This window comes from Thauera sp. SDU_THAU2 (genome assembly GCF_038260575.1).
Taxonomy (GTDB): domain Bacteria; phylum Pseudomonadota; class Gammaproteobacteria; order Burkholderiales; family Rhodocyclaceae; genus Thauera.
Genome location: NZ_JBBWUN010000003.1, coordinates 921934 through 945714, shown reverse-complemented (window position 1 = coordinate 945714; position 23781 = coordinate 921934). Strand labels below are relative to the sequence as shown.

General features: G+C 66.6%; 24 protein-coding genes and 2 pseudogenes. 8 read left to right on the top strand and 18 right to left on the bottom strand.

Annotated elements, in window-relative coordinates; genetic code table 11:
- Positions 1-94 precede the first annotated feature (94 nt).
- From AAFL97_RS05530 to uraD, 4 genes and pseudogenes are all read right to left on the bottom strand, one after another.
- Entirely contained in the window at positions 95-1414 is a 1320-nt protein-coding gene (locus tag AAFL97_RS05530) for an MFS transporter (protein ID WP_341644059.1), read from the bottom strand.
- 120 nt (positions 1415-1534) lie between these two features.
- Positions 1535-1830: pseudogene (locus tag AAFL97_RS05525) on the bottom strand (hydroxyisourate hydrolase).
- A gap of 92 nt (positions 1831-1922) precedes the next feature.
- Positions 1923-2387 (bottom strand): hydroxyisourate hydrolase, encoded by a 465-nt coding sequence (locus tag AAFL97_RS05520; RefSeq protein ID WP_341644058.1) that lies wholly within the window; start codon positions 2385-2387, stop codon positions 1923-1925.
- 52 nt (positions 2388-2439) lie between these two features.
- Positions 2440-2952 carry a 2-oxo-4-hydroxy-4-carboxy-5-ureidoimidazoline decarboxylase gene (uraD, locus tag AAFL97_RS05515; RefSeq protein ID WP_341644057.1) on the bottom strand — a complete coding sequence of 171 codons (513 nt, stop codon included), beginning with the start codon at positions 2950-2952 and terminating at the stop codon, positions 2440-2442.
- A gap of 167 nt (positions 2953-3119) precedes the next feature.
- On the opposite strand from uraD, the gene AAFL97_RS05510 reads away from it, so the two are divergent.
- On the top strand, positions 3120-4052 hold the full coding sequence (locus AAFL97_RS05510) for a LysR family transcriptional regulator (protein ID WP_341644056.1): 933 nt from the start codon (positions 3120-3122) through the stop codon (positions 4050-4052).
- A 16-nt stretch (positions 4053-4068) separates the two neighbouring features.
- Here the strand turns inward: AAFL97_RS05510 and AAFL97_RS05505 are convergent, their stop codons facing one another.
- Complete coding sequence (locus tag AAFL97_RS05505) at positions 4069-4536, bottom strand: nucleoside deaminase (protein ID WP_341644055.1); 468 nt, start codon at positions 4534-4536, stop codon at positions 4069-4071.
- Between the two features lie 277 nt (positions 4537-4813).
- Here AAFL97_RS05505 and gcl point away from each other — a divergent pair, with 277 nt between their 5' ends.
- The 6 genes from gcl (at position 4814) to pyk (ending at position 10894) form a co-directional block, all read left to right on the top strand.
- Complete coding sequence (gene gcl / locus AAFL97_RS05500; RefSeq protein WP_341644054.1) at positions 4814-6589, top strand: glyoxylate carboligase; 1776 nt, start codon at positions 4814-4816, stop codon at positions 6587-6589.
- A gap of 109 nt (positions 6590-6698) precedes the next feature.
- The gene (hyi, locus tag AAFL97_RS05495; protein ID WP_341644053.1) at positions 6699-7478 is read left to right on the top strand and encodes a hydroxypyruvate isomerase; all 780 of its coding nucleotides are present in this window, start codon (positions 6699-6701) and stop codon (positions 7476-7478) included.
- A 39-nt stretch (positions 7479-7517) separates the two neighbouring features.
- Positions 7518-8402 (top strand): 2-hydroxy-3-oxopropionate reductase, encoded by an 885-nt coding sequence (locus AAFL97_RS05490; protein WP_341644052.1) that lies wholly within the window; start codon positions 7518-7520, stop codon positions 8400-8402.
- Positions 8403-8637: 235 nt separating this feature from the next.
- Positions 8638-9060, top strand: coding sequence for a DUF3830 family protein (locus tag AAFL97_RS05485; RefSeq protein WP_341644051.1), 423 nt, complete (start codon positions 8638-8640; stop codon positions 9058-9060).
- Positions 9061-9062: 2 nt separating this feature from the next.
- Positions 9063-9479, top strand: a complete 417-nt coding sequence (locus AAFL97_RS05480; protein ID WP_341644050.1) for a GlcG/HbpS family heme-binding protein — start codon at positions 9063-9065, stop codon at positions 9477-9479.
- A complete protein-coding gene (pyk, locus tag AAFL97_RS05475) occupies positions 9476-10894 on the top strand; it encodes a pyruvate kinase (protein WP_341644049.1) in 1419 nt (472 codons plus the stop codon). The genes AAFL97_RS05480 and pyk overlap by 4 nt, the downstream gene beginning before the upstream one ends.
- A 139-nt stretch (positions 10895-11033) precedes the next feature.
- Here pyk and AAFL97_RS05470 read toward each other — a convergent pair whose 3' ends face one another.
- The 11 genes and pseudogenes from AAFL97_RS05470 to AAFL97_RS05420 all read right to left on the bottom strand — a co-directional run bounded on the left by AAFL97_RS05470 (position 11034) and on the right by AAFL97_RS05420 (position 20519).
- The gene (locus AAFL97_RS05470) at positions 11034-12137 is read right to left on the bottom strand and encodes an NAD(P)H-dependent flavin oxidoreductase (RefSeq protein ID WP_341644048.1); all 1104 of its coding nucleotides are present in this window, start codon (positions 12135-12137) and stop codon (positions 11034-11036) included.
- A gap of 173 nt (positions 12138-12310) precedes the next feature.
- Positions 12311-12880 carry an antibiotic biosynthesis monooxygenase gene (locus AAFL97_RS05465; RefSeq protein ID WP_341644047.1) on the bottom strand — a complete coding sequence of 190 codons (570 nt, stop codon included), beginning with the start codon at positions 12878-12880 and terminating at the stop codon, positions 12311-12313.
- An 80-nt stretch (positions 12881-12960) separates the two neighbouring features.
- Positions 12961-13155: pseudogene (locus AAFL97_RS05460) on the bottom strand (2-hydroxymuconate tautomerase); the annotation flags it as partial.
- A 48-nt stretch (positions 13156-13203) separates the two neighbouring features.
- Entirely contained in the window at positions 13204-13992 is a 789-nt protein-coding gene (gene dmpH, locus AAFL97_RS05455; protein ID WP_341644046.1) for a 2-oxo-3-hexenedioate decarboxylase, read from the bottom strand.
- Positions 13989-15020: a 4-hydroxy-2-oxovalerate aldolase gene (gene dmpG / locus AAFL97_RS05450; RefSeq protein ID WP_341644045.1), complete on the bottom strand. Its 1032-nt coding sequence runs from the start codon at positions 15018-15020 to the stop codon at positions 13989-13991. The genes dmpH and dmpG overlap by 4 nt, the downstream gene beginning before the upstream one ends.
- Positions 15021-15046: 26 nt before the next feature.
- Entirely contained in the window at positions 15047-15982 is a 936-nt protein-coding gene (locus tag AAFL97_RS05445) for an acetaldehyde dehydrogenase (acetylating) (protein ID WP_341644044.1), read from the bottom strand.
- Positions 15983-16076: 94 nt separating this feature from the next.
- On the bottom strand, positions 16077-16871 hold the full coding sequence (locus AAFL97_RS05440) for an SDR family NAD(P)-dependent oxidoreductase (protein ID WP_341644043.1): 795 nt from the start codon (positions 16869-16871) through the stop codon (positions 16077-16079).
- Between the two features lie 84 nt (positions 16872-16955).
- Positions 16956-17738, bottom strand: a complete 783-nt coding sequence (gene dmpE, locus AAFL97_RS05435; protein ID WP_341644042.1) for a 2-oxopent-4-enoate hydratase — start codon at positions 17736-17738, stop codon at positions 16956-16958.
- Between the two features lie 10 nt (positions 17739-17748).
- On the bottom strand, positions 17749-18603 hold the full coding sequence (locus tag AAFL97_RS05430; RefSeq protein ID WP_341647101.1) for an alpha/beta fold hydrolase: 855 nt from the start codon (positions 18601-18603) through the stop codon (positions 17749-17751).
- Positions 18604-18614: 11 nt separating this feature from the next.
- Positions 18615-20069: a 2-hydroxymuconic semialdehyde dehydrogenase gene (locus AAFL97_RS05425; RefSeq protein ID WP_341644041.1), complete on the bottom strand. Its 1455-nt coding sequence runs from the start codon at positions 20067-20069 to the stop codon at positions 18615-18617.
- Positions 20070-20081: 12 nt separating this feature from the next.
- Positions 20082-20519 carry a GlcG/HbpS family heme-binding protein gene (locus AAFL97_RS05420; protein WP_341644040.1) on the bottom strand — a complete coding sequence of 146 codons (438 nt, stop codon included), beginning with the start codon at positions 20517-20519 and terminating at the stop codon, positions 20082-20084.
- A gap of 159 nt (positions 20520-20678) precedes the next feature.
- Here AAFL97_RS05420 and AAFL97_RS05415 point away from each other — a divergent pair, with 159 nt between their 5' ends.
- Positions 20679-21416 carry an FCD domain-containing protein gene (locus AAFL97_RS05415; RefSeq protein WP_263461957.1) on the top strand — a complete coding sequence of 246 codons (738 nt, stop codon included), beginning with the start codon at positions 20679-20681 and terminating at the stop codon, positions 21414-21416.
- A 44-nt stretch (positions 21417-21460) separates the two neighbouring features.
- On the opposite strand, the gene AAFL97_RS05410 is transcribed toward AAFL97_RS05415, so the two are convergent.
- Together AAFL97_RS05410 and AAFL97_RS05405 are read right to left on the bottom strand one after the other, a co-directional pair.
- Positions 21461-22390 carry a catechol 2,3-dioxygenase gene (locus AAFL97_RS05410; RefSeq protein WP_263461956.1) on the bottom strand — a complete coding sequence of 310 codons (930 nt, stop codon included), beginning with the start codon at positions 22388-22390 and terminating at the stop codon, positions 21461-21463.
- A gap of 78 nt (positions 22391-22468) precedes the next feature.
- Complete coding sequence (locus tag AAFL97_RS05405) at positions 22469-23770, bottom strand: DUF1329 domain-containing protein (protein ID WP_341644039.1); 1302 nt, start codon at positions 23768-23770, stop codon at positions 22469-22471.
- Between the last annotated feature and the right edge of the window lie 11 nt (positions 23771-23781).

Genomic DNA, 23781 nt, shown 5'->3' with positions numbered 1-23781 from the left:
GCCGCCATGAAGCCGTCCGGCAGCCGCTGCAGACGGGCATCAGGAATTTCAACCTTCCGTCGGCAGCATCGCCGCCTTCCCGGCGGCCCCTCGCTCAGGCCGGCCTGCGCCTGGGAATGAAGGCGAGGATGATCAGCAGCGTGAGCGCCTCGATCACCGCGACCGCCAGCAGGCCGCTGGTGAACGTACCGGTATTGGTCTTCACCACGCCCAGCATCCATGGCGCACCGAATCCGGCCAGGTTGGCGATCGAATTGATCAGCGCGATGCCGGCGGCGGCGGCCGTGCCCGACAGGAAGTAGTTCGGCAGTTGCCAGAACACCGGAATGGCGCTCATGGTGCCGACCACCGCGACCGCCAGCGCGGGCAGCGCGACCGCCGGGCTGGCGTCGAACACCGCGACCACCGCCAGGCCGGCGGCCCCCAGCAGCGCGGCAAGTCCGCAGTGCAGGCGCGCCTCCTTGCTGCGGTCGGAGTGGCGGCCGTTGAGGATCATGCCGGCGGCACCGAGCAGGTAGATCCCCGACATGATCCAGCCGATCTGCATCGTGCTGGTGAAGCCCAGCCCCTTGACCAGCGTGGGGGCGAAGAAGGTCAGTGAGGAATTCGCCGCGATCACGCAGAAGAAGATCAGCACCATCAGCCAGATCTTCGGGTTGCGCAGCGCGGCCATGAAGCTGTGCTCGCGCTCGCCGAGCGTGCCATGGTCGCGCTCGAGGTCGGCCAGTACCAGGCGCTTTTCCTCGTCGCTGAGCCACTTCGCCTCCTGCGGCTTGTTGGTCAGGTAGAACATCGTCACCACGCCTGCCAGCACCGATGGAATGCCTTCGAGCAGGAACAGCCATTGCCAGCCGGCCCAGCCGTTCACTTCGTGCATGCCGGTCATGATCCAGCCCGCGAGCGGGCCGCCGATGACACCGGCGAGCGCCGACGCGGACATGAACAGGCCGAAGGCACGCGCGCGCCGGACGGTGGGGTACCAGTAGGTCAGGTAAAGAATGATGCCCGGGTAGAAGCCGGCCTCGAACACGCCCAGCATGAAGCGCAGGAAGTAGAACATTCCCGGCGTGGTCACGAACATCTGTGCGATGCACACCAGGCCCCAGCCGATGGTGATGCGCATGATGGTCTTCTTGGCGCCGATCTTCTCCAGCAGCAGATTGCTGGGCACTTCGAAGAAGAAATAGCCGAGGAAGAAGATTCCCGCGCCGAGCCCGTAGATCGCCTCGCTGAAGGCGAGGTCGTCGAGCATCTGCAGCTTGGCGTAGCCGATGTTGACGCGGTCGATCCAGGCCAGGATCCACAGCGCCGCCAGGAACGGGATCAGGCGCCAGGTGATCTTCGAATAGGCGCGCTCGAGGATGGAGGTTTCGGTGGCGGTGGGCGGCAGGGGCAGGCTTGCGGCGTGGTTCATCGCGGCGCCCTCCGGTGGGCGATGCACAGGTACGAGTGGTTCATCTCGGCCTCCGGTCGTTGTTTTGTATCGATGGCCCTGCGTCTTTGCGCAGGGCGGCGGGACGCTGCGGCAGCGCGCTCAACTGCCGCGGTAGGTGGCGCAGCTCCACGGCGTCGCGAGCATCGGCACGTGGTAGTGCTGGGCCGGATCGAACACCGCGAAGCGCATCGGCACCTCGCCGATGAAGGACGGCTGCGGCAGCCGCATGCCCAGCCGGCGGTAGTAGTCGTCACGTGGAAGACCAGCTCGTAGTGGCCGACGACGGTCTCCTCGGGCTTGAGCAGCATTTCGTCGGTGCGGCCGTCGGCGTTGGTGACGACGGTCTTGAGCAGTCGATAGGTGCCATCGGCCAGTACCGAAAAATCGATCCGCATGCCGGCGCCGGGCATGCCGCTGGTGGTGTCGAGCACGTGGGTGGTGATGCCTGCCATGGTCGTTCTCCTGTGGTGTGGCTGGGGCTGCGCCTTCAACTGCCGCGGTAGTAGGAATAGCTCCACGGGCTGAACAGCACGGCGAGGTGGTAGCGCTGCGCAGCGTCATGCACGCCGAAACGCAGCGGCACCTTGGACAGGAAGGCCGGCGAAGGCAGCGGCGTACCGAGCGCGGCGAAGTAGTCGTCGATATGCAGCAGCGCTTCGTACAGGCCCGGCTTCAAATCCTCTCCTTCGATCACGGCGCCGTCCGAGCGGCCGTTCTTCACGGTGTCGAAGCGCTTCACCAGTTCGTAGCGGCCGCCTTCCAGCCGCCGCAATTCCACGCGCAGCGTGCCGACCGTGGAACCGTGGTGCGTGTCGATGGCGTGGAAGGTGAGCCGGCCGCCTCCCGCGGCCGGCTGCGGTGCGTCGGCGGCGCGGGCGGGCAATACCGCGGCCGTGCCCAGCGCCAGGCCACCGGCGATGAAGCGGCGCCGCAGGCGATCATGGTCGTCCATGTCTGTCTCCTCTTTTTTGCTGGTTGATGGCGGGTGTCCGCCGGTCCGGCGGCTACTCCCCGGCGATGGCGGCGATGCGCAGCCGGGTGATGGCGAAGATCTGCGCCAGGCATTCGTCGAGTTCGGCCTCGCTGTCGTTGCCGAGCCGCCGTTCGAACTCGCGGAAGATTCCATCCTTGGTGTAGCGGCGGGCGGCGATGATGAAGGGGAAGCCGTGCCGCGCCCGGTAGCGCACGTTGAGTTCGTGGATACGGGCCATTTCCGTCCTGCTGAGGGCATCCAGCCCGGCGCTCGCCTGCTCGGAAACCGAGTGTTCGGTCATCGTCCCTTCCTGCGCCTCCGTGCCGGCGAGATCGGGGTGGACGCGAAGCAGCGCGATCTTCTGCGCCGTGGGCACCGCGCCCACGGCCGCCGCCATTGCGCCGTGCAATGCGTCGAAATCGCTGAAGGGGCGCGCCTCCCAGGCGCGTTCGGCAACCCACGGCGAATGCTCAAAGATGCCGCCGAACAGCGCCATGAACGCCTCCCGATCCATGGCGTTGACCCGGTCGATGGACAGTTGCATGAGTGATTCCTCCCTGCCGGCGCGGCCGGCCTTGCCCATGGATGCGCAGGAAACGTCCTTGCGTGATGAGCAGTATATTTTTCGGAAACGGGAGAAATCGGCGTCGAGGCTATACTGAAAATAAGCTGCCTTGATAGCGCAGCCGGCCTCGATGGACGGACACGCCAATGCCAAAAGCATCATATTCACTGGACACCCACCTGCTGCGCGTACTGTGCACGCTGGTCGCCGAACGCAGCGTCTCGCGCACCGCGATCAGGCTCAACCAGTCGCAGCCGGCGATCAGCAACGCGCTCAAGCGCCTGCGCGACATGTTCAAGGATCCGCTGTTCGCACTGGAGAAGGGCCGCCTGATACCGACCGAAAGAGCGCTCGAACTGCACGGCACGGCGCGCAGCATCCTCGGCGACATCGACAAGCTGTTTGCCGAACACAAGCATTTCGAACCGGCCAGGAGCGCGCAGAGCTTCCGGGTCGGTTCGCCGGATTTCCTCTCCGTGGTCTTCCTTTCAGGCGTCGTCGAGCGCATGCGCCGCGAAGCGCCGCATGCGCACCTGATCGTCCATCCGCTGGGGCCGGGTTTCGACTACCAGCGCGCACTCGCCGAAGGCGAGCTCGACATCGTCATCGGCAACTGGCCGACACCACCGGACAACCTGCACATGACCACGCTGATCGAGGACGACATCGTCTGCGTGGTGGGGAACACGCATCCGCTGGCGCACACGGGCATCAGCGCCGAACAATACCTGCGCGCGGCGCACATCGTGCCCATGCCGTATTCGGTGGTCCACCGCGGCGTGGTGGAAACGCATCTGGCGAGTCTGAACCTGTCGCGCAACGCGGCGGTGGTGCTGCCCTACTTCAGCATGGCACCCTACCTGCTGCCGGGCACCGACCTGGTGTTCACCACCAGCCGCCATTTCGCCCGCCACTTCGCCAGGTTCCTGCCCCTGGCGGTCCTGCCGCCGCCGCTCGATTTTCCGCGCATGCGCTTCTACCAGCTGTGGCACGAACGCACCCACCTCACCGACAGCCACCGCTGGCTGCGCGGCCTGCTGGGCGAAGTGGGCCGACAGGTGCCGAACGAGGAATACTGACAGCGGCCCGCCGGCGCTACTGCCTGAACACCTGTTCCGCCTCGTCCTCGAGCGCCGGACCTGCGACTTCGACCCCGCGCCCGCCGCGATTGAGGATCTCGCGGCAGCCGATGCGCAGCTCGTCGCCCGAAGGCGGCAGCAGCGCATAGTTGCGCTCGCTGCCGAGCGCATACACCACGCGCTTCACGCCGCTCCAGAAGATGGCGCCGGCGCACATCGCACAGGGCTCGGCGCTGGCATAGAGGGTCGCATCCGCCAGGGTCTCCCGGTCGAATACACTGCCGGCCTTGCGGACCAGGTTCATCTCGGCATGCCCGGTACCGTCGCACTCGGTCACCTGGGTGTTCTCCGCCTCCGCCAGCACCTCGCCCCCTGCGCCCACGAGCACCGCACCGTAGGCGCCGTTGCCTTTCGCCTTCGCTTGCCGGGACAATTCGATCGCCATGCGCAGATGGCGAAGATCGGTTTCGTCGACTGTATTCATGCCTGTCTTCTCCTGTAAATCGGCGGACGCCCTCGCCCGCCATGCGCGTACCAAAAGCGGACGCATGCCCGTCGGGAGTCTATGCCTTCCTCCGGGCACGGCCATTACCATCCGCTATGTTCCGGATAACGACCCCCTTTTCCTGTGTGGTGTAGGCGCGAAGGCGACAGATACTAAAAGTATCGACAGAAAAGATTTATGCACTCATTCATTCCGTCGCCGCCTGTCTTTATTCTTCAGCCACCCGCTTCATCCACACACCCCAAAGGAGATGACAATGGCCCGTATGAGAGCAGTCGATGCCGCAGCGGCGGTGATGCGCAAGGAAGGCGTGAGCACCGTGTTCGGCGTGCCCGGCGCCGCGATCAACCCGTTGTACTCGGCGATGAAGAAGAACGGTGGTTTCAACCACGTTCTCGGCCGTCACGTCGAAGGCGCTTCGCACATGGCCGAAGGCTACACCCGCGCCAATGCCGGCAACATCGGCGTCTGCATCGGCACCTCCGGCCCCGCCGGTACCGACATGATCACCGGCATGTACTCGGCCTCGGCCGATTCGATTCCCATCCTCTGCATCACCGGCCAGGCGCCGCGCGCCCGGCTGTACAAGGAAGACTTCCAGGCGGTGGACATTGAGTCGATCGCCAAGCCGGTGACCAAGTGGGCGGTGACGGTGCGCGAGCCGGCGCTGGTGCCGCGCGTGTTCCAGCAGGCGTTCCACGTCATGCGCTCCGGCCGCCCCGGCCCGGTGCTGATCGACCTGCCCTTCGACGTGCAGATGGCCGAGATCGAATTCGACATCGACACCTACGAACCACTACCGGCGTACAAGCCCGCCGCCACCCGCGCCCAGGCCGAGAAGGCGATGGAGATGCTCAACGCCGCCGAGCGCCCGCTGATCGTCGCCGGCGGTGGCGTGCATAACGCCGATGCCGCCGCCCGCCTGCAGGAGTTCGCCGAACTCACCGGCGTGCCGGTGATCCCGACGCTGATGGGCTGGGGCAGCGTGCCCGACGACCATCCGCTGATGGCGGGCATGGTCGGCCTGCAGACCGCCCACCGCTACGGCAACGCGACCATGCTGGCGTCCGACTTCGTCATCGGCATCGGCAACCGCTGGGCCAACCGCCACACCGGCTCGGTCGAGGTCTATACCGAAGGCCGCAAGTTCGTCCATATCGACATCGAGCCGACCCAGATCGGCCGCGTCTTCGGCCCCGACTACGGCATCGTCTCCGACGCCGGCGCGGCGCTCGACCGCCTGCTGGAAGTGGCGCGCGAGATGAAGGCCGCCGGTACGCTGCGCGACCGCAGCGCCTGGGTCGCCGACTGCCAGGAACGCAAGCGCACGCTGCTGCGCAAGACGCACTTCGACAACGTGCCGATGAAGCCGCAGCGCGTGTACGAGGAAATGAACCAGGCCTTCGGCAAGGACACCTGCTACGTCAGCACGATCGGCCTGTCGCAGATCGCCGCCGCGCAGTTCCTGCATGTCTACAAGCCGCGCCACTGGATCAACTGCGGCCAGGCGGGCCCGCTGGGATGGACCATCCCTGCCGCGCTGGGCGTCTGCGCCGCCGATCCGCAGCGCAAGGTGGTGGCGATCTCGGGCGACTACGACTTCCAGTTCATGATCGAGGAACTGGCGGTGGGCGCACAGTTCAACCTCCCTTACATCCACGTCCTGGTCAACAATGCCTACCTCGGCCTGATCCGCCAGTCGCAGCGCGGCTTCGACATGGACTACTGCGTGCAGCTCGCCTTCGAGAACATCAACGCGCCGGAGACCGAAGGCTATGGCGTCGATCACGTCGCCGTGGTCGAAGGCCTGGGCTGCAAGGCGATCCGCGTGCGCAAGCCGGAGGACGTCGGCCCCGCCTTCGCCCAGGCCCAGCAGTTGATGCAGGAGTTCCGCGTGCCGGTGGTGGTCGAGATCATCCTCGAGCGGGTGACCAACATCTCGATGGGTACCGAGATCAACGCCATCAACGAGTTCGAGGAACTGGCCGAGCGCGGCGAAGACGCCCCGACCGCCATTTCGATGCTCGACTGAGCAAGCCCGCCGGGCCGTCCCGGCACGGCCATGCGCCCCCTTCGGGGGGCGCTCGCGCAGAGGGAAGGGGCATGACGAGCCCCACGACCGACAATAGGAGAACACGACGATGCCAAGATTCGCCGCCAACCTGACCATGCTGTTCAACGAGGTCCCGTTCCTCGAGCGCTTCGAGGCCGCCGCCCAGGCCGGCTTCAAGGGCGTGGAATACCTCTTCCCCTACGCTTTCGACAAGGAGGCGCTGGCCGAGCAGTTGCAGAAGCACGGCCTCACGCAGGTGCTGCACAACCTGCCGGCCGGAAACTGGGAAGGCGGCGAGCGCGGCATCGCCTGCCATCCGGACCGCGTCGGCGAGTTCCAGGACGGCGTCGGCCGTGCGATCGAGTACGCCACCACGCTCGGCTGCAAGCAGATCAACTGCCTGGCCGGCATCACGCCGGCCGGTGCCGATGCCGGCAAAGTGCACGAGACCCTGGTGAGCAACCTGCGCTTCGCCGCCGGCAAGCTCGGCGAAGCCGGCATCCGCCTGCTGGTCGAGCCGATCAACACTTTCGACATCCCCGGCTTCCATGTGAATGGCACCGCGCAGGCGATCGCGCTGATCGACGAAGTGGGCTCGGACAACCTCTTCCTGCAGCACGACATCTACCACATGCAGCGCATGGAGGGCGAACTGGCCAACACCATCGCCCGCCACCTGCCGCGCATCGCCCACATGCAGATCGCCGACAACCCCGGCCGCAACGAGCCGGGCACGGGCGAGATCAACTACGCCTGGCTGTTCCGCTTCATCGACGGCCTCGGCTACGACGGCTGGATCGGCTGCGAGTACAAGCCGGCCGCCGGCACCCGCGAAGGGCTGGGCTGGATCCAGGTCCTGGCAGGCTGACACGCACACCACGAACACCGCACTCAAGGAGACGACATCATGGCAAACATCGGTTTCATCGGACTCGGCATCATGGGCGCGCCCATGGCGGGCCACCTCATCAACGGCGGCTACACCGTGTACACCTTCACCCACGGCGAGACGCCCAAGGCGCTGGTCGACGCGGGCGCGAAGCAGTGCGCCAGCGGCGCCGAAGTCGCACGCAACGCCGACATCATCATCACGATGGTGCCCGACACGCCGCACGTGGAAGACGCCCTGTTCAACCCCGAAGGCGTCGCCGCCGGGCTGTCGAAGGGCAAGATCGTGGTCGACATGAGCTCGATCTCGCCGGTCGCGACCAAGGAGTTCGCCAAGCGCATCAACGCGCTGGGCTGCGAATACCTCGACGCGCCGGTGTCGGGCGGCGAAGTCGGCGCCAAGGCCGCCAGCCTGACCATCATGGTCGGCGGCAGCGAAACGGCCTTCAACAACGTGAAGCCGATCTTCGAGCTGATGGGCAAGAACATCACCCTGGTCGGCGGCAACGGCGACGGCCAGATCACCAAGGTCGCCAACCAGATCATCGTCGCGCTGAACATCGAAGCCGTCGGCGAAGCGCTGCTGCTGGCCGCCAAGGCCGGCGCCGACCCCGCCAAGGTGCGCCAGGCGCTGATGGGCGGTTTCGCCAACTCGCGCATCCTCGAAGTGCATGGCGAGCGCATGGTCAAGCGCACCTTCGATCCGGGCTTCCGCATCGAACTGCACCAGAAGGACCTGAACCTGGCACTGACCACGGCCCGCCAGCTCGGCGTGTCGCTGCCCAACACCGCCACGGCGCAGGAACTGTTCAACGCCTGCGCCGCGCACGGCGGCAAGGCCTGGGACCACTCGGCGATGGTGCGTGCGCTGGAAAAGATGGCCAATTACGAGATCGGGCAATAAGCGAAGCATCGGCCTGAACGCATGCCGGTTTGCATTCGAAGCGAGGACCAGGCGCAAAGCCGCAGACCGTGCCGCAGCACGGCAAGGCCGAGCAACGCGGTCATCGCTTCGACGGCAGCCCGGCATCGAGCCCGACAATCACGAAGTATCGGCATAGACCGGCACCCGGGCGACGGACGGTTTCTCTCCCTCCTCCCCTCGACCGTCCGTCGCCCACCTACCAAAGGAGATCACGATGCGCCATCTCGCCATCGAAGTCGGATCATTCCGCTTCGTCGCCCGCATGGAAGAAGCCGCTGCGCCCAAGACCTGCGCCGCGTTCCTCGAACTGCTGCCTTTCTCGAACCAGGTCATCCACTCGCGCTGGAGCGGCGAAGCCGTATGGGTGCCGCTGGGTGAGTTCGATACCGGCCTCGGCTTCGAGAACCACACCAGCCATCCCTCGCGCGGCGACATCCTGCTGTATCCGGGCGGCTTCTCCGAGACGGAAATCCTGTTCACCTATGGCAGCAGCTGCTTCGCCAGCAAGATGGGACAACTCGCCGGCAACCACTTCCTGACCGTGGTCGAAGGCGGCGATCAACTTTACGAAATGGGCCGCACCGTACTGTGGAAGGGCGCGCAGTGGATCCGTTTCACCGACCTCGGAGAGCGCTGATCATGAAACCCACACACATGCTGAGCCTGGAAGACGCCAGGCGCATCGCCGCCGCTGCGGAAACCGAGGCACGTGACAAAGGCTGGTCGGTCAGCATCGCGATCTGCGACGCCGGCGGCCACGCGTTGTGGCTGCAGCGCATGGACGGCGCACCGCTGATGAGCGCCGCCGTCGCCCCCGAGAAGGCGCGCACCTGCGTGCTCAGCGGCAAGCCGAGCAAGGTCTACGAAGACATGGTCAACAATGGCCGCTTCGCCGCGCTGGCGATGCCGGTGGTGCCGCTCGAAGGCGGCGAACCGATCGTCGTCGACGGCAACGTCGTCGGCGCCGTGGGCGTATCCGGCGTCAAGGCCGGCGAAGATGCGCAGGTCGCCCGTGCGGGCGTGGCTGCGCTCATCACTCAGGAGAATCCGGCATGAAACGCGAACGCAGCGCCCGCATCCTCGCCACCCTCGGCCCCGCCAGCTCCAGCCGCGAGCAGATCCGCGCGCTGGCCGACGCCGGCGCCGACGTCTTCCGCCTGAACTTCAGCCACGGCAGCCATGAGGACCACGCCGAACGCCTGCGGACGATCCGCGAAGTCGAGCAGGAAATCGGCCGCCCGATCGGCGTGCTGATGGACCTGCAAGGCCCCAAGCTGCGCGTCGGCCGCTTTGCCGAAGGCAAGGTGACGCTCGCCGCCGGGGCGGCCTTCCGCCTCGACCTCGACCCCGCCGCCGGCGACGCCAGCCGTGCCAACCTGCCCCATCCCGAGATCTTCGCCGCGCTCGAAGCCGGCACCGAACTGCTGCTCGACGACGGCAAGCTGCGCCTGCGCGTCGACGCCTTCGGTGCCGATTTCGCCGAGACCACGGTGCTGGTCGGCGGCGTGCTGTCGGACCGCAAGGGCGTCAACGTGCCGGGGGTGGTGCTGCCGATCTCGCCGCTGACGACCAAGGACCGCGCCGACCTCGACTTCGGCCTGACCCTGGGCGTCGACTGGGTGGCACTGTCCTTCGTGCAGCGCGCGGAAGACCTGCGCGAAGCGCGCGAGATCATCGGCGACCGTGCCTGGATCATGGCCAAGCTGGAAAAGCCCGCAGCCATCGACCAGCTCGAACCCATCGTCGCGCTGGCCGACGGCATCATGGTGGCGCGCGGCGACCTCGGCGTCGAACTGCCGCCGCAGCAAGTGCCGGTGCTACAGCGGCGCATCGTGCGCGCCTCGCGCGCCGCCGGCAAGCCGGTGGTGGTCGCGACGCAGATGCTCGAATCGATGATCACCTCGCCGGTGCCGACGCGCGCCGAAGCCTCGGACGTCGCCACCGCGATCTACGACGGCGCCGACGCGGTGATGCTGTCGGCCGAATCGGCCTCCGGCCAGTATCCGCTCGAAGCAGTCGGCATCATGCATCGCATCATCTGTGAAGTGGAGCACGACCCCGCCTGGCGCGCCGGCCTGGAAGCCAGCCACACACCGGCGGAAGCGAACACGCCGGATGCGATCTGCTGCGCGCTACGCCGCGTCACCGGCCTGCTCGGCGCGGCCGCCACCGTGGCCTACACCACCTCCGGCTTCAGCGCCCTGCGTGCCAGCCGCGAACGCCCGGTGGCGCCCATCCTTGCGCTGACGCCGCAACTGGCGACCGCACGCCGGCTGGCGCTGGTGTGGGGCGTGCATGCGGTACCGTTCGAGGAAGTGCATGACGTCACCGAAATGGTCGAGCACGCCGCCAACGCCTCGGTCAGCAACGGCTTCGCCAAACCGGGCGACGACGTCGTCATCATCGCCGGCATCCCCTTCGGCCGCAGCGGCACCACCAACCTGCTGCACGTGGCGTGCATCCCGCGCTGACGAAGCACCCGCCCCACCCGCCGCTGCCATGCGAGCAAGCGGCGGGTGGGGTTCAGCCGATCAGGCTCTGCTGCCGCGTCGGGCCGCCCTGCTGCCAGCACTGCAGCCCCGGGCATCCACGTGCCTGCCGAACCCCCTGTCAGCGCGACAAAACGCTGCATGCCGCGCGCCATTCGCGCGCGAGCCCTTCGATCAATTCCGCCGCCGGCAGCGCCCGCGCCGCGGCCACGCCCTGGCCGGCCCACAGCGAGAGATGATCCGCCCGCCCCTGTGCCGCAGCCGCACGGCGCAAGGCGCCGGTGAGGGCATTCTGGATGGGGTATGGCGGCACGCCGTTTTCGTCGCCGGCGAGCCGCTCCATCATCGCGTTGACGATGCCGCGCGCCGGACGGCCGGAGAAGATTCGCGTCACGCGCGTATCCGTGGCTCCGCCGCGGGCCATGGCCTCACGCTGCGCCGGGGAGATGCCCGACTCGGGGCAAGCCAGGAAGGCCGTACCCATCTGCACCGCCTGTGCGCCCAGCGCCTGCGCCGCGGCGATGCCGCGCCCGTCCATGATGCCGCCGGCGGCGATCACCGGAATGGACAGCGCATCCACGCACTGCGGCACCAGTGCCATGGTGCCGATCATGCCGGCGGCGAAATCCTCCGCCGACGGCTGCCCGCTGCCTTCCGCCATCCCGCTCCGCGACAGGAAAGTGCCTCGATGGCCGCCCGCCTCCATGCCGGAAGCACAGACCGCGTCCGCGCCCACCGCCTGCCATGCCAGCGCCTCGGCCGGCGTGGTCGCGGTGCCGATCACGAAGCTGCCGGCCTCGTCCTTCAGGCGCCGTACCTGCGCCGCATCGAGGATGCCGAAAGTGAAGCTCGCCACCGCCGGCCGGGCGGCGACCAGCGCCTCGAACTGCGCACCGAAATCCTCGCACCAGCGCGCCGGTACCTCGGGCGCCAGGCCGAACTCGGCATACAGCGGCGCGAGCCGCGCCATCGCCGCCTGCACGACGGCAGGATCGGGCGAAGGCATGGCCTGCACGAACAGGTTCATGCCGAAGGGCTTGCCGGTGGCCGCGCGCACCGCGGCGGCAGCTTCGGCCATCGCCTCGGGCGAACGCATGCCGCAGCCCAGCATGCCGAGCCCGCCCGCCTGCGAGACGGCTGCGGCCAGTCCAGGCGTGTCGGCGCCCGCCATCGGGCCCTGGATGATGGGCAGGTCGATGCCGAGGTGTTGCAGCAGCGGGTTCATGGATCGGACTCCGGGGTAGATGGATCGGACAGGGCTTTGCGCAGCCCCGTCGATGCAAGTGTGGCATGCCCCCGGTGGCCGATGCACACGATTTCCGACGCATCCCGCAGCGCTCACGACAATGCAATACGAACGCTTCACGCCAGGAGCCGCGCTGGTCAGAGAGTGGAACACTACGGATCGTGCGCCGGATTCAGAAACCCACGGAGCAGGCGGACCAGCCGGGGCATGACCAGCCAGGTCATCGTCGCCACGATCAACGCCGTCAGCAGCGCCGTGCGCAGCAGGAAGGGCAAAACCTGCAGCAGAGGGGCGACCAGCCAGAGCACCAGGGACACGGTCGGAAAGATGCCCAGCCAGGTCACCAGCGCCATACGCGCGCGGGGCGGGTGCATGCTGGCAGGCACCACTGCCGGCTCGAACCAGGCTTCCAGGCCGCTCAACTTCCGCAACGCCGGCTCGCCATCGGCGACTTCGCGCAAGCGCTCGAGGCACTGCAGCCGCGCTTCGCTGCGGTCCCAGGCGTCCAACTCGGCCTCGGAAGCAAAACGCGTCACGATCTGATAATCGCCCCCCGGCTGCTCGGGCGGAATGACGTCGCCGCCGAGGAAACCCTTGCAGCCGCGCATCCGTGCCAGCATCTCGCGCACCCGCAATTCGTATTCCGCCTCGCAGCCCGCTTGCGCCCGGCGGCGGGCAATGCGTGTGACACGTGCTGAACTGGAGTCCGTAGTCTGGTCCATCGAGAAAAAATACTCCCGGCAGCATGGATGGGAATCAGCCCGCCTGCCCCATTGTTACGGAGCTGGCGAGCAGCGGAACTTCAGCGCCCCAGATCCCTGGCCGAGACGCCGCCGATTCCCCAGTTGCCCTTCGGCACTTCGTTGATCATGACCCGCACGCTCTGCTGGGGTGCATCCAGCGCCTCGACCAGTGCCTGGGTGACTTTCTCGATGACGGCACGCTTCTGCTCCTCGCTGCGGCCTTCGAGGATGTTGATCTGCGCAAATGGCATGGCTGACTCCCGATGATGAAACGGGGGCGATCGCCCCCCGGATGGTTCGGATCACTTGAAGCGTACGGATACCGAGCCGAGCCCCTGCACCCGCAATGTAACGTCGTCGCCCGGCTGCACGGCCACGGCCTCGGTGATGCCGCCGGACAGGATCAGCGACCCGGCCGGGATCTCCTCGCCGCGCTCGCCCAGCATGTTCGCCAGCATCGCCACCGCGGCAGCGGGGTGGCCGAGCACCGCCGCCCCCGCACCGAAGGCCACCGGCTCGCCGTTCTTCTCCAGCACGATGCCGGTGGTGCGCAGGTCGACATCGGCGACGCCGGCCATGCTGCCGCCGACGACGAAACGGCTCGACGAGCAGTTGTCGGCGACGACGCTCTTCAGGTCGAACTTGAAGTCGCGGTAGCGGCTGTCGATGACCTCGATGGCCGGGATGACGAAATCGGTGGCGGCGAGCACGGCGCCGATGTGGCAGCCCGGCCCGCGCAGCGGCGCCTTGGTGACGAAGGCGATCTCGGGCTCGACCTTGGGATGGATCAGCTTCGAGGTGTCGATCTCGCTGCCTTCCGGCACGCTGAAGTAATCCACCAGGAAACCGAACACCGGCGTCTCGACGCCCATCTGCTTCATCTTGGCATGCGAGGTCAACCCGGCCTTCAAGCCGATGACGCGGTTGCCGCGGGCGATCTTGCGGCGCTTGATCTCGTCCTGGATGGCGTAGGCGTCGTCCCAGTCCATGTCGGGATGGTCGTCGGTGATCTTGGGCGTATCCCTGGCCTCGAGCTCGCAGGTCTCGAGGTGATCGGCCAGGCGCTCGATGGTTTCGCGCGACAGTTTCATGCTGCAACTCCTTTCGCCCGCGCCAGGTTGAGCGCGGTATCCTCGATCATGTCCTCCTGTCCGCCGACCATGCCGCGCCGTCCCATCTCGACCAGGATCTCGCGCGCCGGCACGCCGTACTTCTTCTCCGCACGCTTGGCGAACAGCAGGAAGGAGCCATAGACGCCGGCATAACCCAGCGTCAGCGCATCGCGGTCGATGCGGATCGGGAAGTCCATGATCGGCACCACCAGGTCTTCGGCGACGTCCTGGATCCTGAACACATCCACCCCGGTCTCGATCCCCATCAGCGCGCACACCGCGATGAACACTTCCATCGGCGTATTGCCCGCGCCCGCGCCCAGCCCGGCCGCGGCCGCATCGATGCGGGTGGCGCCCACTTCGAGCGCCGCCAGGCTGTTGGCCACGCCCATCGCCAGGTTGTGGTGGCCATGGAAACCGAGTTCGGTCTCGGGCTTCAGCGCCTCGCGCACCGCGCTCAGGCGGGCTTTCACCGTCTCGGGCAGCAGGTGGCCGGCCGAGTCGGTGACGTAGATGCAGTTGGCGCCGTAGCTTTCCATCAGCTTCGCCTGCTTGACCAGCCCTTCGGGGCTGTTCATGTGCGCCATCATCAGGAAGCCGACGGTGTCCAGGCCGAGCTTTCTCGCCATGCCGATATGCTGTTCCGAGACGTCCGCCTCGGTGCAGTGGGTGGCGACGCGGATCGTGGCGACACCCAGTTCGTGCGCCATCTTCAGGTGATCGACGGTGCCGATGCCCGGCAGCAGCAGCGCCGAGACCTTGGCCTGCTTCATCAGCGGGATCACCGCGCCGAGGTATTCCTCGTCGCTGTGCGCCGGGAAGCCGTAGTTGACCGAGCTGCCGCCCAGGCCGTCGCCGTGGGTGACTTCGATCAGCGGCACGCCCGCTGCGTCCAGCCCGGTGGCGATGGCCTTCATCTGTTCGAGCGTCATCAGGTGGCGCTTGGGGTGCATGCCGTCGCGCAGCGTCATGTCGTGCACGGTGACTTTCTTGCCGCGAAGTTCCATGTTGATCTCCTTCATCGGGCGGCCGTTCAGGCCACCATCGTTGCGCGGTTCGATTCGAGTTTCAGGCGCCCGGCGAGGATCTCCTCGGCGAACATCTCGGCGGTGCGGGCACCGGCCGCGGTCATGATGTCCAGGTTGCCGGCGTACCGGGGCAGGTAGTCGCCCAGGCCTTCGACCTCGAGGAAGACCGACACGCGGTTGCCGCTGGGTGTTGTCTCAAACACCGGGCCATTGACCAGGCGGTAGCCGGGCACGTACTTCTGCACTTCGGCGATCATGGCGTGGATCGAGGCGGTGATCGCGGCCTGGTCGGGTTCGGTCTCGGTCAGGCGGTGCACGGTGTCGCGCATGATCAGCGGCGGTTCGGCCGGGTTCAGGATGATGATGGCCTTGCCCTGCTTCGCCCCGCCCACCTTCTCGACCGCGCCGGCGGTGGTGCGGGTGAATTCGTCGATGTTCTTGCGCGTGCCCGGACCGGCGGATTTCGACGACACGGTGGCGACGATCTCGCCGTAGGCCACCGGCTGCACGCGCGAGACCGCGGCGACCATCGGGATCGTCGCCTGGCCGCCGCAGGTGACCATGTTGACGTTCATTTCGCCTTTGCCGACGTGCTCGGCCAGGTTGACCGGCGGCACGCAGAAGGGGCCGATCGCCGCCGGGGTGAGGTCGATCATCAGCACGCCCAGCTCGTTGAGCTTGCGGCTGTTCTCGGCATGGACGTAGGCCGAGGTGGCGTCGAAGGCGATCTGCACGCCGTCGGCCAGCACATGCGGCAGCAGGCCGTCGACGCCGTCCGACGTGGTCTTCAAGCCCAGCTCGCGGGCGCGTGCCAGGCCTTCGGAGCTGGCGTCGATGCCCACCATCCACACCGGCTCCAGCACCGGGCTGCGCTTGAGTTTGTACAGCAGATCGGTGCCGATGTTGCCCGGGCCGATCAGCGCGCATTTGATCTTGTTCATGAGTCGGTTCCTTGTCGGAAAGTTGGATACGGTCAGCCGATGCTGCGGCAGCCGATGCTGCGGTCAGCCGATGCTGCGGCAGCCGATGCTGCGGTCAGCCGATGCTGCGCACGACGCCGCCGTCGGCGCGCAACGCGGCACCGTTGGTGGCCGCCGACAGCGGGCTGCAGACATAGGCCACCAGATTGGCCACTTCGGCCGGTTCGATGAAACGCCGCAGCAGCGAACTGGGGCGGTCGCGGTTGAAGAATTCGCGCTCGACCGTTTCCACCGCCACGCCCTTCTCCGCCGCCAATTTGCCGAAGAACTCGATGACGCCTTCGGTGCGGGTCGGCCCGGGCAGCACGGCATTCACCGTCACGCCGGTGCCGCAGCAGGTCTCGGCCATGCCGCGCGACACCGAAAGCTGGGCGGACTTGCTCATGCCGTAATGCACCATGTCGCCCGGCGGATTCAGGCCGGATTCGCTGGAAATGAACACGATCCGGCCCCAGCCGCGAACCTTCATGCGCGGCAGGCAATGGCGCGCGAGGCGCACGCCGCTCATCACGTTGGCTTCGAAGAAGCGCAGCCAGTCGGCATCACCGATGTCCTCGAAGGCACGGGGCTCGAAGATGCCGAAGTTGTTCACCAGCACGTCCACTTCGCCGCAGCGCTCGAGCAGGCCGGCCACGCCTGCCGCGGTACTCACATCGGCCGCAACCCCACGCGCCCAGGCCTGCGGCACTTCGGCGCGCAAACGCGCGCAGGCGGCCTCGACACGGCCCGCGTCACGGCCATTCACGACGACTTCGGCGCCTTCGGCAGCGAGCCGGCGGGCGATGGCATAGCCGATGCCGGCGGTCGAGCCGGTCACCAGCGCACGCTTGCCGGATAGTTCGAGATCCATCGGATGTTCTCCAGGAGACGGGGAAAAGAGGCGCGGCGGACGAAGAGGGAGACAGGTTGGGAGCTATCCGCCGCGCGCAAGCAATCAGACGAAACGCACCGAGCAGCCGCCGATGCCGCCGATGCTGACGCGAAGGTTGTCGCCCGCCACCACCGGCACCATGATCGCCAGCGAACCCGACAGCACGACTTCGCCCGCCTTCAGCGGGATGTCGAGCGCGCCGAGCGTGTTCGCCAGCCAGGCCACGGCATTGGCCGGTGCGCCGAGCGCCGCGGCGCCCGAGCCGGTGGCGACGATCTCGCCGTTCTTCTCCAGCACCATGCCGCAGGTGTTCAGATCGACCCGGCGGGGGTCGACCAGGCTGTCGCCGAGCACGAACACGCCGCAGGAGGCGTTGTCGGCCACGGTGTCCTGGATGCGGATCTTCCAGTCGCGGATACGCGAATCGACGATCTCGAAGCAGGTCATCACGCCTTCGGTGGCGGCCAGCACTTCAGCGGCGGTGACGCCCGGCCCCTTCAGGTCCTTCTTCAGCACGAAGGCGATCTCGCCCTCGGCCTTGGGCTGGATCAGGCTGTCGGCCGGAATCGCCTCGCCTTCGTTGTAGAGCATGCGGTCGGTCAGCATTCCGAAGTCGGGCTGGAACACGCCGAGCATGTTCATCACCGCCTTGCTGGTGACGCCGATCTTCTTGCCGACGATGCGCTCGCCGGCTTCCAGGCGGCGCGCGATCATGCGCTGCTGCACGCGGTAGGCGTCGACGATGGTCATCTCCGGATGGCGCTCGGTGAGCGGCGCCAGCACTTCGCGCTTGACCAGCGCCTGATAGAGCTCGTCGCCGAGCTGTTCAATGAGTTTGCTGTCCATGTCGATTACCTCAATTCAGGGGTTTCGGTTCGTCGTCACCGGCTTCGGCGAGAAAATCGCCCACCAGGCGGGCAAAACGTGCGGCATGTTCGATCTGCGTCCAGTGGCCGCAGCGGCCGAAGACGTGGAGCTGCGCGCGGGAAATCCAGTCGGCCAGGGTCAGCGAGGTGAGCAGCGGGATGACCCGATCGTCGCGGCCGTGGATCACCAGGGTTTCGTGCGGCAGCGCGCGGATGTCGGCCTCGCGGCTGGCCATCGCATCCACCCAGCGCTGGCGCGGCGCGGGGAACATCGCCGCGAAGGACTCCTGGAAGCCGGGACGGATGCTGGCTTCGTAGCGCAGTTGCGCCAGTTCGTCGTTCACCAGCGAACGGTCCCAGGCAAAGTAGTCCATTATCGCGCGCATGTTCTCGAACGAGGGGGTATAGCCCCACACCGCGTCCAGCCCCGGGGTGATCTCGAACGGCACGCCGACGCTGCCCATCAGCACCAGCCGGCGCACCCGCCGCGGATGGCGGATGGCGAGGGCCAGCGCCAACGCGCCGCCAAAGGAGTTGCCGACGAGATCGGTACGCTCGATGCCCAGCGCGTCGAGCAGACCCACCGCCTGCGCCACCCAGGCATCCATGTCGTAGCGCTGGCCCGCCGGCCGCTCGGTGAAGCCGAAGCCGACCATGTCGGGCGCGATCACCCTCGCCTGCCTGGCCAGCCCGGGCATCACCAGCCGCCAGTTGGCCCAGGCCGACACGCCCGGACCGGAACCGTGGATCAGCAGCAGCGGATGGCCGCTGCCGAGGTCGTGGTAGTTGGTCCGGATGCCGGCAGCGACGATGCTGCTGGCGATCTCGGGGCTGACGTTGTCCATCGCGGCCGGCATCACAGCTTGATGCAGATGTTCTTCTGCTCGGTGTAGAACTCGAGCGAATGCACGCCGCCTTCGCGGCCGATGCCGGACTGCTTGGAACCGCCGAACGGCGTGCGCAGGTCGCGCAGGAACCAGGAATTCACCCACACCAGGCCGGCTTCGATGCGGCCGGCGACGCGGTGGGCGCGCGCCAGGTCGCGGGTCCACACCGAGCAGGCCAGGCCGTAGTCGGTGTCATTGGCGCGGCGGACCACTTCGTCCTCGCTATCGAAGGGCTGGATCAGCGTGCAGGGGCCGAATATTTCCTCGCGCGCGATCGGCGAGCTGTCGTCCAGCCCGGTCCAGATCGTCGGCTGCACCCAGGCGCCGTTCGCCAGCTCGCCCGGCATCTCGGGCGCGCCGCCGCCGGTGACGACGGTGGCGCCCAGCGCCTTGGCCTTCTCGTAATAGGACAGCACCTTCCGCTTGTGCTCCTGCGAGATCAGCGGACCGAGACCGGTGGCAGCATCCTCGGGGCGGCCGAGCCTGAGTCCTTCGGCGCCCTTCTTCAGCGCTTCGACGAAACGCTCGAAGATCGGCCGCTCGACATAGACGCGCTCGGTACCCAGACAGACCTGGCCGCAGTTGGCGAAGACCGAGCGCATCGTGCCTTCGATGGCGGCATCGAAATCGCAATCGGCGAACACGATCGCCGGATTCTTGCCGCCCATCTCGAGCGACACCGGACGCGCACCTTCCGCTGCCGCTTTCATGATCGCCGCGCCGGTGCGGGTCTCACCGGTGAAGGTGATGGCATCGACGTTCGGATGCGTGGTGACGAATTCGCCCGCCGAGCCCGGACCAAAGCCGTGCACCACGTTGTAGACGCCCTTGGGCATGCCGACCTCGTTCATCACCTCGCCAAGCAGGGTGGCGGTCTGCGGGGTTTCCTCCGAAGGCTTCACCACCACGGTATTGCCGCAGGCCAGCGCGGGGCCGACCTTCCAGGTCATCAACAGCAGGGGCAGGTTCCACGGACAGATCACGCCGACCACGCCCACCGGGCGGCGCACGGCATAGTTCAACGCACCGCGGCCGTCCGGCGTCGCCATCTCGAAGAATTCGGTCGGCACACTCTTGATGACGTCGGCAAATATCTTGAAGTTGGCCGCACCGCGCGGAATGTCGATGTGGCTGGCGAGGCTGCGCGGCTTGCCGGTATCGGCGCATTCGGCGGCGAGGAAATCATCGAAACGCTTGTTGATGCCGTCGGCCACCGCGTTGAGCAGGTCGACGCGGTCGGCCACCGTCATGCGGCCCCACGGCCCCGACAAGGCTGCACGCGCGGCGGCGACGGCGGCATCGACTTCGGCCTTGCCTGCCTCATGCACCTTGGCGATCAGGGCGTTGTCCAGCGGCGAGAGCTTGTCGAAGGACTTGGCGGTGGCGACGAATTCGCCATTGATGAAATTGTGGATCTGTTTCATGGATTGCGTTCCTCACGCTTCGATGTCGTCGGCACCGATCGCGCGCAGACCGGCGCGCGCGCAGATGCCGTCCTGTTCTTCGGTGGCACCGGACACGCCGATGCCGCCAAGCAATACCCCTCCGCTGCGGATCGGCAGCCCGCCGCCGAACACGACCAGCCGGGGCCGGGCACTGAAGCCGAGCTTCATGCCTTCGTTGTCGCCGACCGCCTTCATCCAGTCACCGGTCGGAAAGCCGAAGCCGCCGGCGGTGTAGGCCTTGTCGATGGCAATCGCGATCGATTGCGGGAATGCCCCCGGCATGCGCAGGAAGGCGACCAGATTCCCCGCGGCATCGGCCACGCCGACGCTGATGCGCAGGCCGCGCTTCTCCGCCTGCTGCACCACGGCCTCCACTGCCGTATGGGCAGCTTCCCAACTGATCGCGCTCTGCGTGACGGCCAATTCCATCGTTCCGACTCCCCTTGCGCCCCACGGGGCTGGTTGTACGAGAAATTAGATCATCATTTTCTCGATGTCAATATGTTTTCTCGAGATTTTAACGATCTACCGCAATGCCTGCCGTCAGCTAGAATGCGAAAGAGCTATCCCTTCGGATCCCGCGCCACCATGAGCGAAACCGTCCTGTCCCAAGCTGCCCTGAGCCAAGCCACGGATTCCCACGAAGAACCCAAGACCCTGGTCGAAGGTGCCTACCAGCGCCTGCGCCGCGACATCATCGAGGGCGTCCACGCACCGGGCGAAAAGCTGCGCGTCGAGCACCTCAAGGAGCACTACGACGTCGGCGCCGGCACCCTGCGAGAAGCGCTGCTGCTGCTGGTGACCGACGCCCTCGTCGTTGCCCAGGGACAGCGCGGCTTCCGTGTCGCGCCGATCTCCATCGCCGACTTCGAGGACATCACCCGCACCCGCGTGCTGCTGGAAACCGAGGCCCTGCGGCAGTCGATCGCCTCCGGCGGCGAGGACTGGGAGGCCGCCGTCGTCGCCGCCTTCCACCGCCTCTCGCGCGCCGAACAGCGCCTCGCCGACCACGACGTCGGCACCACGGAGGAATGGGAGAGCCGCAATCGCGCCTTCCATGAAGCCCTCATCTCGGCATCCAGCTCACGCTGGATCCGTCATTTCCAGCACATCCTCTACCAGCAGTCCGAGCGCTACCGCCGCATCAGCCTGTTCCGCCAGCCGATCGCCCGCGACATCCACGCCGAGCACCAGGCCTTGTTCGAAGCGACGATGGCACGCGACGCGACCCGCGCCACCTCGATCCTGACCGAGCACATCCTGCGCACGCTGGATGCCGTCAAGCGCATGCCGGCGGACTTCTTCACCAGCAAGAGCAAACGCTGACCCTCCAAACCTGCGGCAGCCATGGCTGCCGCAGGCTCTTCCGTTCAGGACACGACCGTCAGGAAACGCTCGTTGAGTTTGCGGTCGTGGTAGAAGATGCCGGTGCCCACCTCGTCCCAGGTCCATTTCACCGCCTGGTAGTCGGGATAGGTGTCGTAGCCGCCGCAGAAGGTCTCGAAGCGGTTGCCCGACGGATCGAAGGCGTAGATCGTCGTACCGCGGGTGACGCCGTGGCGGGTGGGGCCGATGTCGATCGATACCTTGTTCATCGACATGATGTCGGCGGCGCGCAGCACCCGCTCCCAGCTGTCGAGCTTGAACGAGACGTGGTGTAGCCTGCCCGGCTCCGCATGCCGGACGAAAGCGATGTCGTGCGCCTTCGTCGAGCACGACAGCCAGATGCCGAGATCGGTCTGGCCATCCTCCATCACCACGTGCTCGACGAGGTAGAAGCCGAGCACCTTCTCGAAGATTTCCTGCACTTTCTCGATATCCGGGCCGTATAGCAGGCAGTGGTCCAGGCGCGTGGGCGCGATGCCGCGCTCGGCGTCCGGCACCCAGGGATCCGGATTGACGTAGGACTGGCCATTGCCGACGTCGCGCTTCTCGGCATACAGCTCGATCAGATGGCCGGAGGGGACTTCGAAGCGGACGCGTTCGCCGGTCGCCAGCATCTCGCCGGCCGGAATGCGCTCGGTGCGGACGCCGAACGCCTTCAGGTCGCCATCGAGCTTGTCGAGCGTGGCCTTGTCCGCCACCTTGAAAGCGAAGAAATCGATGCCCGCGGAATCGGCCTCGCGGATCAGCACGCTGTTGTGTTCGCGCTCGTCCCAGGTCTTGAAATAGACCCGCCCCTGCTCGTCCCGGCCGGTTTCGACCAGGCCCAGCACGTCGCGGTAGAAATGGATGCCTTCCTCGAGATCGAGTACGCGAAGCGAGATGTGTCCCGGCCTCAATACGCCTGTCATAGCCATTTGTTGAACTCCTCTGAATGTGTATGTATGCCCGGCCGGGGAAACGAACCGCCGGGCCTGCCCTGCGAATCCGGATGCTCAGTCGCCGCCGCGCATGTACTGCGCCTGGAACATCCTGGGCGGGTTCTGCTTCGGATCGACCTGGCCCTTGAAGTGGCCGGTGGTGCAGTGCCTGGCCTGCACGTCGATCATCGAGAAGGCGTCGTCGATGCCGATGCCCGAGCCCTTGTTGATCGGCAGGTGGTGGTCGGCGTGCGACTTGCCGACCATGAACACCTTCCACAACTCGCCCTTGCGGTCGTAGATCTCGTTGGCACCATTCAGATTGCCGAGCTGCGCATCCATGTAGAACACGCGCTTGCTGACCGGATGGGCGGCATTGACCGGCTCGGCTTCGAGCACATAGACCTTGCGCAACTGCCACGTGCCCTGGTGGAAGCACTCACCCTGGCCGCCGAAGCCGACGTACTTGAAGCCGTCCGGATCCTTGAACTCGTCGCTGAGCGCGAGCTCGTTGTGGTTCCACATCGGCAGGATCACGTTCTTCGTGCCCTTGTAGGTCCACTTCATGTCGGAGATGCGGCCGTTGTAGCCTTCGAAGTCCTCGATCATCAGATCGGAGCCGAGGAAGGAGTCGGTCGTCTGCCCCGTCGCGAGCCGGCGCACGCGGCGCTGGAAGCCCAGGTACAGATAGGCGTCGTCGATCTTCTGGTCGTCGTCGTAGCGCTGGATCAGCAGCTGAGTGTTCTTCAGATCCTGCGGCGCATCGACCTTGACGTAGATGCCGCGGAACAGGTTCGAAGGATTGGGCGTCACCTCGGGCACCGGCTCGTCCTTGACCCGGTGCTTGAAGTTGAGGAAGTGGAAGCTGAACTGGATCGTGCGCTCGAGCTGCCCGGTCGCCATGTTGCGGTACTTCCAGTAGAAGGGTGTGATGTTGGCGCCATCGCCCCAGTTGACGCCGTACTTGTAGTTCCAGGCCAGCTTCTCGCCGGCGCGCGGATCCTCGATGTCCGGCTCCTCGACGAAGGGACGGCCACCTTCGAAGCCCTCCAGGTCGCCGCTGTTGGGGCCGAGCCTGGCCTTGCCCAGATTGCGCCGGGTGGCCTCGACGTAGGCGCTGGAAAGTTCGAACTGGGTGGTCGGGCCGACTTTTATTTCGAACAGGCCATCCTTGAGCAGCTTGTAGACGCCGTCCGGCACGACGTCCTTGAACTGGTCGACGTTGCCCTGGTTGATCACGGTGCCCACGCTCAGCCCGGGGTGGTTCGGGAAGCCGTTCTGGTAGGGATTGAAGCTGGCCTGAAGCTCGGCGTCCGTCGCCGCCCGGGCGGTCAGGCTGAGGCCGAGCAGTGCCGCGGCGATGATGGTTTTGTTCATGGGGGATGTCT